The 12,290-nt window shown below is 62.8% G+C and carries 10 protein-coding genes; 7 read left to right on the forward strand and 3 right to left on the reverse strand.

All coding sequences use genetic code 11. From position 1 onward, the window contains the following. Nucleotides 1–49: 49 nt before the first annotated feature. A complete protein-coding gene (locus NY78_RS00580) occupies nt 50–2,134 on the reverse strand; it encodes a thioredoxin domain-containing protein (RefSeq protein ID WP_043630838.1) in 2,085 nt (694 codons plus the stop codon). Nucleotides 2,135–2,298: 164 nt separating this feature from the next. Between NY78_RS00580 and NY78_RS00585 the strand changes: the two genes are divergently transcribed. The 7 genes from NY78_RS00585 to NY78_RS00615 all read left to right on the forward strand — a co-directional run bounded on the left by NY78_RS00585 (nt 2,299) and on the right by NY78_RS00615 (nt 9,839). Further along, nucleotides 2,299–2,817 carry a type 1 glutamine amidotransferase domain-containing protein gene (locus tag NY78_RS00585; protein WP_043630465.1) on the forward strand — a complete coding sequence of 173 codons (519 nt, stop codon included), beginning with the start codon at nt 2,299–2,301 and terminating at the stop codon, nt 2,815–2,817. Nucleotides 2,818–2,896: 79 nt separating this feature from the next. Continuing rightward, on the forward strand, nt 2,897–3,826 hold the full coding sequence (locus NY78_RS00590) for a DUF362 domain-containing protein (protein WP_043630467.1): 930 nt from the start codon (nt 2,897–2,899) through the stop codon (nt 3,824–3,826). Between the two features lie 31 nt (nt 3,827–3,857). Continuing rightward, nucleotides 3,858–6,188, forward strand: a complete 2,331-nt coding sequence (gene hypF / locus NY78_RS00595) for a carbamoyltransferase HypF (protein WP_043630840.1) — start codon at nt 3,858–3,860, stop codon at nt 6,186–6,188. Between the two features lie 703 nt (nt 6,189–6,891). Continuing rightward, nucleotides 6,892–7,593, forward strand: a complete 702-nt coding sequence (locus NY78_RS00600) for a LexA family transcriptional regulator (protein WP_053062101.1) — start codon at nt 6,892–6,894, stop codon at nt 7,591–7,593. A gap of 243 nt (nt 7,594–7,836) precedes the next feature. After that, nucleotides 7,837–8,508: a S24 family peptidase gene (locus NY78_RS00605; RefSeq protein WP_043630469.1), complete on the forward strand. Its 672-nt coding sequence runs from the start codon at nt 7,837–7,839 to the stop codon at nt 8,506–8,508. A gap of 222 nt (nt 8,509–8,730) precedes the next feature. Further along, a complete protein-coding gene (locus tag NY78_RS25705) occupies nt 8,731–9,168 on the forward strand; it encodes a S24 family peptidase (RefSeq protein WP_047959960.1) in 438 nt (145 codons plus the stop codon). Between the two features lie 59 nt (nt 9,169–9,227). Next, nucleotides 9,228–9,839, forward strand: a complete 612-nt coding sequence (locus tag NY78_RS00615; RefSeq protein WP_043630471.1) for a hypothetical protein — start codon at nt 9,228–9,230, stop codon at nt 9,837–9,839. 6 nt (nt 9,840–9,845) lie between these two features. Here the strand turns inward: NY78_RS00615 and NY78_RS00620 are convergent, their stop codons facing one another. Together NY78_RS00620 and coaE are read right to left on the reverse strand one after the other, a co-directional pair. Further along, nucleotides 9,846–10,568, reverse strand: coding sequence for a rhomboid family intramembrane serine protease (locus NY78_RS00620; RefSeq protein ID WP_043630473.1), 723 nt, complete (start codon nt 10,566–10,568; stop codon nt 9,846–9,848). Beyond that, the gene (gene coaE / locus NY78_RS00625; protein ID WP_043630475.1) at nt 10,565–12,220 is read right to left on the reverse strand and encodes a dephospho-CoA kinase; all 1,656 of its coding nucleotides are present in this window, start codon (nt 12,218–12,220) and stop codon (nt 10,565–10,567) included. The genes NY78_RS00620 and coaE overlap by 4 nt, the downstream gene beginning before the upstream one ends. Nucleotides 12,221–12,290: the final 70 nt, after the last annotated feature.

Below are 12,290 nucleotides of genomic sequence, written 5' to 3' on the forward strand. Positions count from 1 at the left end.
GTCCCAACCAGGCAATGGCAACAGGATTGAGCGTTCTTCCTGACCGGTGTTAAGCGCCGAGCAGTTCCAACATCTTCGCCGCATCTGACGTCGGCGGCTGGCAGGAGCCGCCCCGACAGACATGGGCCGCGGCCCGTCCGTCCAGGGGCAGCTGGTAGCGGGTGAACGGGGCAATGCCAACGATGTCCGGCTCGACGTCGTCCGGGCGCAGCACCACTGCCGCTTCCGGCAGATAGCGTGAGAAGACGGCCCGGGCCAGGGCGTGGGTATCCGGGTTGTCCGGATCGCCGGCAATGGTCACTTCCGAGGCCTTGGCCAGCAGCTGGGACAGGCCGCACAAGAAGAAGGCGTGGCCCGAGGCATGGTCGGCCAGACGCGGGGTCATGGCCCGGGCCAGGGCGGCGGCGCTTTCCTTGAAGGCCGTATTGCCGGTCAGGCGGAAAAGCGTGGTCAGGACAAAGAAGGCCGCACTATTGCCCGAGGGAATGGCCGCGTCGTAAAAGATCTTTTGGCGAAGGAGCAACGCCTCGACGTCGTCTGGCGTCAGGTAAAAGCCTCCCTCCCCGGCGTCGGCAAAATGATCAAGCAGGGTCTGGGACAAGACGATTGCCTGACGCAGGTAACCGGTATCGAACACGGTCTGATAGAGTTCCGTCAGTCCCCAGGCCAGGAAGGCATAGTCGTCGAGCATCCCGGCAATGGCGGCCTCGCCGTCGCGCAGGCGGTGGAGCAAGCGGCCGCCCGGCAACCCGAGCTTGGCCACAATGCCGTCGGCGGCCTGCCTGGCCCGGGCGGCCAGCTCCTCGTCGTCAAAAGCCCGGGCCGCCTTGGCCAGGGCGGCGATCATGAGGCCGTTGACGTCTGTGAGCACTTTGTCGTCGCAAAGGGGCCGCACGCGCTTTTCCCGGGCCGCCAGTAAGACCTGCCGGCAGCGTTCCAGACGTTCCAAGGCCTCGGCCCCAAGACCGGCCGTGGCGGCCACATTCCCGAGGGGATTGGGCTGAAAGAGAATATTGCCGCCGGTTTGTTCGCCCGTGGCCTCGTCGTGGCTGTTGCCGTCTTCGCTGGCCCCGTACGCAGCCATAAAAAAGGCCGCATCCTCGCCCAGAAGGGCGCGCAGTTCGGCCGCATTCCAAAGATAGAATTTCCCCTCGACCCCCTCGCTGTCGGCATCCTCGGCGCTCCAAAAGAGCCCGTCCGGACTGGTCAGGTCGCGGCGCACATATTCGAAAATTTCCAGAGCGGTCTGTTTGTAGGACGGCTCGCCCGTGGCCAGAAACGCCTCGGTATAGGCCATGGCGGCCAAGGCCTGATCGTAGAGCATTTTTTCGAAATGCGGCAAAAACCAGTGTGCGTCGGTGGCATAGCGGTGCAGCCCAAAGCCCACCTGGTCGTAGACCCCGCCCCGGCGCATGGCGTCAAGGCTGGCCCGGACCATGGACAGGCAATCGGCTGCGCCGGTACGCCGGTATTCCCGCAGCAAAAAGAGCAAGTTGTGGGGAGCGGGAAATTTCGGCGCGCCGCCAAAGCCGCCGTTTTCGGCATCGAAAATCGCCGTCAACTGGGCCTTGCCCGACTCCAGTTCGCTCTCAGTTGGTTCGGCTGCCGCACTGCCGGCCGCCGCCATCTGGTCGCGCACGGCCTCAAGGATCTGGTCGGCGTTGCCAATGACCGCCTGCCGGTTGGTCTTCCAGGCCATATGTACCCGCTGGAGCAGTTCACGCATGCCCGTGCGGCCGTAGCCCGACTCCTTGGGGAAATAGGTGCCGGCGAAAAAGGGCTGGCCGTCCGGGGTCAGAAAAACGGACAGCGGCCAGCCGCCCCGACCGGTCAGGGCCTGGCAAAAGGCCATGTAGAGCGAATCGAGGTCCGGGCGCTCCTCGCGGTCCACCTTGACGGCCACCACCGTGGCCCGCAGCAGGGCGGCGATGTCCTCGTCCTCAAAGGACTCGCGCTCCATGACATGGCACCAGTGGCAGGTGGAATAGCCGATAGAGAGAAAGACCGGCTTGTCTTCGCTTCGAGCCAGGGCAAAGGCCTCTTCCCCCCAAGGATGCCAGTCCACCGGGTTGTAGGCATGCTGCTGCAGGTACGGGCTTTTCTCGTGTATAAGGCGGTTTGGCGTACGGTCCATGGCGTCCTCCCGGGAACCTGTGTACCAGCCGCCGGGCGTTTTGCAAGCCATTGACGCAAACTCCCTGTGCAGCATGCAGTTGCCATCGGCTGCCATCTGGGGCATAGCTTGGAGCAGACTCTGACAATTGTGTCAAAGTAGTCACCCGACACAAGGAGAAGCCTATGCAAGCCAAAAAAGCCCTGATCATATCCGCCGACGCCTTTGAGGACAGCGAACTGCTCTACCCGCTCTACCGGCTGCGCGAAGCGGGATTTGTCGTGGACGTGGCCGCTCCGGCCGCCGGTCCCATCACCGGCAAGCACGGTTATGTTGTGACCGCCAACTTGGCCGTGGACGCCGTGGAATCGGCTGGTTCCTGCGGCTACACCCTGCTCGTCCTGCCCGGCGGCAAGGCCCCGGCCACCCTGCGCACCTTGCCCAAGGTCATCGACATCGTGACGGATTTTGCCTCATCCGGTATCCCCACCGCCGCCATCTGCCACGGTCCCCAGATCCTGGTCACGGCCCGGCTGCTCCGCGGCAAGCATGCCACCTGCTACACAACCGTGGCCGACGAACTCAAGGAAGCCGGGGCGCTCTATGAGGATGCCCCGGTGGTGGTGGACGGCCCGCTTGTCACCTCGCGCATCCCGGACGATCTGCCGGATTTTATGCGCGAAGTCATGAAAATGGTCGGTTAGGCGGCTCTCATCGGTTGCTTCCGGTCTCCGGGCACGGTACTGGCTGCCGTGTCCCGGAAGCCGGAGGTCTGCCCACGCCATGTCCCACAGTGTTTTCCTATCCCGCCTTGACCGCTATGATGATCCCGGCCTTTCTGCCGCCGTGGCCGCCCTGCTCGACCGGGCCGGCTGCCCGGCTGGCCCGGGCAGCCGGGTGCTGGTCAAACCCAATCTGGTCGCCCCGCGCAATACCGCCCTGTCGTGCACCAGCCCGGCCGTGGTGCGGGCCATTTGCCTGTTCCTGCTTGACCGGGGCGCGCAGGTGACCGTGGCCGACTCGCCGGCCTTTGGCACCGGGCGCATCGTTGCCCGGCTGGCCGGCCTCACCGAGGCCCTGGCCGACCTGCCCGTGGCCGTGGCCAGCCTGGACACCCCCCGCGCCGTCTCCTTGTCCGGCGGCGGCAGCATCGGCGTGTCCCGACTGGCCCTTGAGGCCGACCACATCATCAACGCCCCCCGGCTCAAATGCCATGACCAGATGGGCCTGACCTTGGCGGTCAAAAACTTCTTCGGTTGCGTCTGCGGCTTTCGCAAATCCCTGGCCCACCAGACGCTTGGCAAGGATTACAGCCACTTTGCCGGCATGATCCTGGACGTGCTGGCCGCCCTGCCGCCGTCCACCTCGCTGTTGGACGGGGTGGTGGCCATGCACAAGGCCGGCCCGGTCGGCGGCGAACCCTTTGCCCTGGGGCTTCTCGGCGCAGCGGCCAATCCCGTGGCCCTGGACACGGCCCTCTACACCCGCCTGGGCCTTGCCCCGGACCGGATACCCCTGTGGCGGGAGGCCAGGAAACGCGGCTTGCCCGGGAGCGATGCCGGTACAATCGACTACCCGCTGCACACGCCCGACGATTTTGCCATGGAAGGCTTTGTGGTCAATCCGGCCCTTGCCCCTCTGGCCTTTGAAACCGGCCGGTTTCTCCGGGGCCGGTGGCGAAGCCTGCTGGTCACCCTGGGCCGGGGGCGTTGACACGGCGGCAAAGCCCGATACCTTGCCGGACATGCCAAATGTCATACGACGGCGTCATGTGGTGGCCGGTCAGGTCCAGGGGGTGGGCTTTCGCCCCTTTGTCTATCGTCTTGCCCGGGAACTCGGCCTGTCCGGCTGGGTGCAGAACACGCCTGAGGGCGTGGTCATTGAGGTCGAGGGGCCGGCCGGGGCGGTAACGGCCTTCGGTCAGCGCCTGCCGGTTGAAATACCCCCGCTGGCCAGACTCCTGTCCCATACGATGACCGAGACGGCGGCCTGCCAGGACGACGGCTTTCACATCCTGGCCAGCGCCCCGGGCGCCGGCCACGAGGTGCTGATCAGCCCGGACACGGCCACCTGCCCGGACTGTCTGGCCGATATGGCCGCTCCGGCCGGCCGCCGCTTCCGCTATCCCTTCACCAACTGCACCAACTGCGGCCCGCGTTATACCATCACCCGCCGCGTCCCCTACGACCGGGCGACCACGTCCATGGCCTGTTTTCCCCTATGTCCGGCCTGCGCCGCCGAGTACGGCGACCCGGCCGATCGGCGCTTCCATGCCCAACCCAATGCCTGTGTGGCTTGCGGACCGGCTTTGTGGCTGGTCGACCGGCATGGCGCGGTCCTGGCCCGGGAGGACGCGGCCATACCGGCCCTGGCCGGGGCCTTGGCCCAGGGGAAGATCGCCGCAGTCAAGGGCCTGGGCGGCTTTCATCTGGTCTGTAGCGCCGCCGACAGGGCCGCTGTGGCCGAACTGCGCCGCCGCAAGCACCGTCCGACCAAGGCCCTGGCCGTCATGGTGGCAGACCTGGCCACGGCCGCGCGTCTTGGGCGGGTAAAGAGCACGGCCAGGGAGTTGCTCACCGGGACGGTGCGGCCCATCTGCCTGCTGCCGGCCCATCCGGACAATGGCCTGGCTCCGGAGATTGCCCCGGATGTCGGGGAAATCGGCGTCATGCTGCCCTATACGCCATTGCACCATATCCTCCTGGCCGATTATGCCGCCGCCCTTGGCCCGGACAGCCTGCCGGCTCTGGTCATGACCTCGGGCAATCTCGGCGGCGATCCCATTTGCCTCGGCAACCGCGAAGCGCTGTCCCGGCTGGCTGGTCTGGCCGACCTCTGGCTGCTTCATACCCGGGATATTCTGGTGCGCACCGATGACTCGGTGGTGCGGCCTTTGGAGGCGGCCGAGGCGCAAAGCGTCGGCGCTCCGGCCATGTTCCTGCGCCGGGCGCGGGGGTATGTCCCCTCCCCGGTGGCCCTTGCCCGATCCGGCCCGCCGGTGGTGGGCCTGGGGCCGATGCTCAAGGCCACTGTGTGCCTGACCAAGGGGGATCAGGCCTTTGTCAGCCAGCATATCGGCGATCTGGAAAACCTTAAAACCATGGAATTTTATCAGGAAACGCTGGAGCATCTGCTCGACGTGCTCGGTGTTGCGCCTGAGTGTTGCGTGGCCGATCTCCATCCGGATTATCCGAGCACCCAATTCGCTCTGGAACAGGACCGCTGGCCGGTCGTGCGCCTGCAGCACCATGTGGCCCACATTCACGCCGTCCTGGCCGAGCACCGGATGCGTGAACCGGTCCTTGGCTTGGCTTTGGACGGCACCGGTCTTGGCGACGACGGAACGCTGTGGGGCGGCGAGTGCCTGCTGGTCGATCCGACCCGGCTCACCCACCAGCGTCTGGCTCATTTTGCGCCCATGGCCCTGCCCGGCGGCGATGCAGCCGTGCGCGAACCCTGGCGCATCGCCCAGGCTTGTCTCTTCGCCCTGGGCCAGGATATGCAGACCGGGGCGCACTGGCCATGGCTTGCAGGGTACGGCGGGGCCTCACGGCTGGTCGGGCAGATGCTGCGCCAGGGGCTGAACTGTCCGACGACCACCAGCTGCGGCCGGCTGTTTGATGCCGTGGCCGCCGTCATCGGCCTGTGTCCGGCTATCGACTATGAGGGACAAGCGGCTATCCGGCTCGAATGTATCCAGGATATGGCGGAGACCCGCCCCTATGCCTGCCCGATTGACTTGACGGTCGATCCGGCCAGGCTGGACACCCTGGCCCTGTTTGCCCAGGTGGCCGAAGATGCCGAACGCGGCGTTGCCGTCGGACGCATAGCCCGTCGCTTCCATCTGGGACTCATTTCCGGCCTTGCAGCCCTGGCCCGGGCCATGGCCAAGGCCACCGGCGTATACACGGTGGCGGTAAGCGGCGGGGTGCTGCAAAATCGAACCGTGGCCGTTTCGTTGCCTGCAGCCCTTCGGGAAAACGGACTTTTTCCGCTCTCCCACCTGCGAATGCCGTCCAACGACGGCTGCATCAGCCTTGGACAGGCGGCCTACGGTTCCATGAAAGTTCGATAGATAAACGCAATAGAATTGGCAAAATGGAGGGTATATTAAATTAGATTAAAATAGTATAATATCGTTGACAGGCCTGATGGCGGCGGGTAGGCATCTTCGCGCGTGGCATTTTCCTTCTCTCTAGCGCCTGCTGTCCGACAGCACACGTTGGTCTCAAATAGGGCAACGGTGCGACAATCTGTACATATCCTGGTCAGCCAGTCCCGTTACCGGACAGACTAGGTAGCTTCTTGAAGGGAGACAACACTACTAACAAAAATGTTAATTTTAGCACAAGTCGTTTCTTCTCGCTGTCTTGAAGGTGCTTGCGTTGCATCAGATAGTACAACTTGGGATGTTCCAGCTTTTAACTATAGTATAGAGATTTATGTGAACCATTTCCAATGGAATGACATTGGGTATCACATTGTGTTGTCCTAAAATTCTTGACATCCTTCTAAAATATGCGTATTTTTGATAAATAGAATACGTTGTCTTGCCAGTTGTTTCTCGTTAACTGCATGGATAAATGCTTAAAAACATTTCCATCCGACCTTTCCCGTGAAGCAAGTGTTTGTTGTATTGCTTATGTAATAATAATTATATGCAATTGCAATTCACTGGATGGCGACTTGGCGGCATTTAGGGCCATCTCAAAGGACGACGATCACCCCTTCTTGCTCGGGTTACTATTCCCGAATCAATTGATCGCGTTGGAGGCGACATGAAAAACGAAGAAACGACTCAGGAGATGATCAATCGCTTTGAAGAAGCGTTTGATCGCATCAAGAAATCGACCGGAATGCGGACCCAGGTTGAGATCGCAAAATTGCTCGATATCCGCCAATCTAGTATTTCCGATGCCAAGCGTCGCCAGTCCATTCCCGATAGCTGGCTCATCAAACTGTATCAGATCTACAACCTCAATCCCAACTGGGTCCTCGACGGCGAAGCTCCCCAGTTCCTCGGTGAACAGCGCAGCGGCGCCTTTCTGGTCAAGGAACCAGGCGAGGCCTATGGCCGCAAGCCCCGACATTACCAGATGCCGGTGTGCTCCATGGCCCGGTCCGAAGGGACTGACGGTCCCTGGCAGGAGCAGGCAGTCGACTCCCTGAGCGTCCCGGAGCAGTTCCATCGCCCTTCTCTTGTCGTTGTTCGCATGGAGGAAAGCGATATGGAGCCTGTTATCCAACGAGGCGCCTATGTCGGCATCGACAAAGACCGCAAGACCATCCGATCCGGTGCGCTGTACGCCCTGGACATGCCCATGGAAGGCCTTGTCATCAAGAAGATCCTGCACGATGCCGAAAATGCCCGCCTTATTTTGCGTTCAGAAAATCCGAACTTCACCGACCAGATTCTACCGGCCGAAGGTTCTGCCGAACGCATTGTCGGTCGGATCGTTTGGGTCATACAGGCCATTTAAGCGTTCCAGAGCAATGTCTTTCATCTTGCTGTAAAAGGCGCGCGCCAGACTCCAGGTGCGCGCCTTTCTGTCTTGTCTCAAAAGGATACCCCGCCACACGCAGTCTCTTTTCCCCTGCACCTTCGCAGGGGATGGATTGACGAAGCCGCTTATTGATGATACGTAATTATTCAAGCACTATAGATAAATACAAACAAATAGACAAACCGGTTGACTGCCTATACTGCCCGCCCAGGAGGCTGCGTGAAGCCAGATACCTTCGAAGACGCATACGCCCGAATTCAGACAGCCACTCGAGCCAGGACCCAGACTGAAATCGCCACCATTCTTGGCATCAAGCAATCCAGCATCTCCGACGCCAAAAAGAAGAATACCATCCCCGACGGCTGGTTAGTCACCCTGTACCGCACCTTTGCCTTGGAGCCGGACTGGATTCTCTACGGCCAGATGCCCCCTTCCCGTCGCGAAGGAGCCACCCTGCCTTCTGGAGTTCGCGAAAGCGCCGGCGGCTACGCCTCCCCTCCGAGCCGGGTCACGGTCTATACCATGGCCTGCACTGACCCGGAACACGGCAACTGGACACGCGAAGCGCAGGAAACCATTCCCCTGCTCGAATCGCTCAACCGGCCCAACCTGGTCGTCGTCAAGATGGACAACTGCAGCATGGAGCCCGTCATCCGTCGCAGTGCGTATGTTGGCCTGGACTGCGATGACATCCGCCTTCGAAGCGGCGAAATATATGCCCTGGATGTTCCCGGCGAAGGCCTGGTCATCAAGCGCGTCATCCGGGATCTTGAAAAACAGCGTCTGGCCATGCTGGCCGAAAATCCCGCTCACCAGAGCCTGTATCTGCCGCTGGACAACCCCGGTGTTGCCACTGTCGGCAAGGCCGTCTGGGTTATCCAGGAATTGTAAACGCCGCCCCCGCAGCTGCCTGCGCAACCATCCGGTCAGCCTCACCCCGGGGTTTTCCGATAGGCTGGTTTTGGCAGGTTTTGCGACAGGCAGGGTGATTGTTTTATAAATAAATTTATTTACAATTATATATAGACGTCGTACTCCCTGCACTGCATCCGCACCCGTTGACGATTCCGCGTCAGGGGAGATTCATACGCACCAGGCCCAGGGACACGACTCATGTCTACATCGCTTTCGCCCAACCCTTGCCCAGATTCCACTACCGACGGACACCGCGTCCTCGTCCATGCCACCAACCGGACTGACCCGGTCTCCGGAGCTTGGTTGCCAAGCCCCTTGGAAGTCGTCACAATCCCTGATCGACTGTTTTTTCCCGGACTCTTGGTGGTCAGGATGGAAGACGCCAGCATGGAACCCGTCATCCGTCGCCACGCCTTGGTCGGCATCGACCGGGCGCGTGCCACGCTCGATGGCGGCCAACTCTATGCCCTGGATATTGTGCCGGAAGGACTTGTCCTTATCCGGGTCATGGTCGACACGGGAGCGCAACGCTATGTGTTGCAGCCTGAAAACGGCCAGCCGCCCCGGCACTATCCCTTTGCCTCGTCCGGTCTGACCAGCCTTGGTCGCGTCGTCTGGGTGATCCAGGAACTGTAACGACAGGGCTGGCGGCGGTCACACCCCCTGGAGCAAGGCCCTAGGACGCGAGAGAGCCCATGGGACAGGCAGGCGCATCACGAATCATCAAGCGGCTGGGGCAGGCTCTGTCAGCTCAGGGCGCCAATGCCGCTGCCCGCAGGCTGGCCGGGGCCCAGCCCCTTTTGCAATTTCACGATGGCGATGCCATCCGGTCCCTGGTCCTTCGCCATTGTCGGGAATACAGCCTGGATCCGGCCTGGGTGCTGCTTGGCCGTGGCAGTCCACCGACCTCTCCTCCCGAACTGACGCCAGTGTTTGCCATGTCGCGCATTCATCCGGTCACCGGACGCTGGCAGATCACCGAGATCGAACGCATTGCCCTGGCCCCCGGCATCCTCGCCTCCGGCCGGTTCGTAACCCGCATGGAGGGAACGGCCCTGGAACCGCGCATCCACCACGGGGCCTATCTGGTGGTGGACACCCGGGAAGTGCGGGTGCCTGAGACGCATGAGACGCAGGCCTTTTTTGCCGTGGCGTTGCGCGGCGAAGGTCTGGTGGTGCGGCTGGCCCATTGGGACAGTGAAGCCGGGCGCGTGGTGCTCTCCGAACTCAGGCCCCGGAGTTTGCCGCTCTTTGCGCCCAGAGATGGGGTGGTCGGTCAGGTGGTCTGGGTGGCCCAAACCATGTGAACCGGTCTATTCCCGGTCGTAACGCCGAACCGACGGGTCGAAACAAAACTTGCATCCCGGGGGCAAAAACACCCGGACAAGGGCCAGCCCGGTGGCAAAGCCGCCCACATGGGCCCAAAAGGCCACACTGGCCGCCTGCCCCTCGGAGACTGTTCCGGCCAATCCGGAAAGAAGCTGCATCAAAAACCACACGCCCAGAAAAACCACGGCCGGCAGTTCCACGATCCAGGGAATGATGATGATGGGAATAAGCGTCACCACCCGGGCTTTGGGAAACAGTCGGAAATAGCCGCCCATGACCCCGGCGATGGCCCCGGACGCCCCAATGACCGGCATCAGGGCATCCGGGTTGAACAGCACATGGGCCAGGGCTGCGCCAAGCCCGCACAGCAGATAGAAAGCCACGAACCGCAAGGCCCCCAGGGCTTCCTCCACATTGTCGGCAAATATCCACAGCACCCACATGTTGAGCAGATAGTGCAGCCAGCCGCCGTGCAGAAACATGTACGTCAGAAACGCTGTCCAGCCGCCTTTCGGGTAACCGATATGGGCGGCCAAGACCGGATTGGTGAACCGGACCGGCACCACGCCGTAGAGGTGCATGAACTCAAAGAGCACGCGGTCCGGCAGCAGTTGCTGGTAAAGAAAGGTTACCGTGCACAGCCCGATCAGGGTCCAGGTCACCAGCGGCGGCCGGGTGCTTGGCACATTGTCTCGAAGCGGAATCATGGCCTCGGTATCCCCTCCCCCCCCTCCGGAGCATAGCCGGCGGCAGCCAGCGCAGCCAGTCGCCGCCGCATGTCCTGGCGTCGCAGGTCGGCCAGGGTGGCGAGCACCCGGTCTCCGGCCGAAGCTAAGTCCCCGGCGGTGCCGGCGTTGTCCACCACGAACCGGCACTTGGCCAGTTTCTTGTCTTGCGGCCATTGCCAGCCGTCCATACGGCTGGTCAGTTCCGCAGACCAGCCGCGTCCGGCTGCCAGCCGCGCGGCCCGGACCGCATCGTCGCAACGAACGCCGACAACCATGTCCACCATCTCGCCCGGCAGCCAGCCAGCTTCAAAAAGCAGCGGCACTTCGGCAAAAATTGCCCGCTTTCCGGCCTGGGCAGAGGTAAAACCAGTCAGCTCGCCCTTGACCAGCGGATGGATCAGTTCGCACACCTCGCGGCGAAACCGGTCGCTTTCGGCCATGTTGCGGCCGAGCCAGATTTTGTCCACCGACCCATCAGCCGCAAGGGCCTGTTCGCCATAGCGCCGCGACAGCATATGCGCGCCGTCGCCCCCCGGGGCATAGAGCTGCGCCACGGCCGCATCGGCTGAAAAAATCGGGAAGCCGGCCGCAGCGAAATGATCAAGCAAGGTGGATTTGCCGCAGCCCGGCATGCCCACCAGGCCCACGCGTTGGCAGCGTCGGCCAAGGATGAGCGGCAGCCGCCAGAAATCCCGGGGCGGCGGCAGGCGAAAAGCCATAGCCTCGCCGGTGGCCGGATGGGTAAAGGACAACTTCCAGGCATGGAGCATCTGCCGGGTGGCCAGTCTGGCCACGGCCCCGCCGCGTCGGGTCCATTCGGCCTGCTGGCGCGCGCCGTAGACCACGTCGCCAACAATGGGGTGGCCCATGGAGGCCATATGGACGCGGATCTGGTGGGTGCGGCCGGTGGCGATGGCCACTTCCAGCAGGCTGGCCGAGGCGTCCGGCGCGCTCCAGACCAGTTTCCAGGAACTGCTGGCCGGACGTCCGCCCTTTTCCACCACGGCCATGCGGGTCGGATGCTTGGGATCACGGCCGATGGGCAGCTCGATGGTCCCTTCGGGCCGGGCCGGGCGGCCGTGGACCAGAGCCAGATAGGTCTTGGACACGCGCCTGGCGGCAAAGTCGGCGGCCAGGGCCAACCGGGCGGATTCGGTGAGAGCCACCAGCAGCAGGCCGCTGGTATCCTTGTCCAGGCGGTGGACAATGCCGGGACGGTGTCCGGCCATGCGGCGCATGTCCGGAAAATGGTGCAGCAGCCGGTTGACCAGGGTGCCGTCGGGCAGTCCCGGGGCCGGGTGGATGGTCAGGCCGGGCGGTTTGTCCAAAATGAGCAGGTGTTCGTCGTGGTAGAGTACGCCAAGGGCTCCGTCCTCGGCCACCGCTTCGCTTGGGGTTGGCGACAAGGTCAGAGTCAGGGTTTCGCCGCCGCGCAGCTTCTGGCCCGGCTTGCGGCAGACCGTGCCGTCAATGGCGGCCAGCCCGGCCTCGATGGCCGTGCGAATCTTGCCCCGGGAAATGTCTTCAGCCGCCAGCCGGGCGCTCCAGAACACGTCCAGGCGGGCTCCAGGGCCATCGGCAGCGGCATCATATACAGCCTCAAAGGGCGTCGTGGCTTCCGTATCGTTCATGGTACCTCAGTAGTGTATTGCATGGGCCAATTGGCCCGTCGGGTCAAGGTGCAAGGACGGAAGCGTTTGA

The sequence above is a fragment of the Desulfovibrio sp. TomC genome, from assembly GCF_000801335.2.
GTDB lineage: Bacteria > Desulfobacterota > Desulfovibrionia > Desulfovibrionales > Desulfovibrionaceae > Solidesulfovibrio.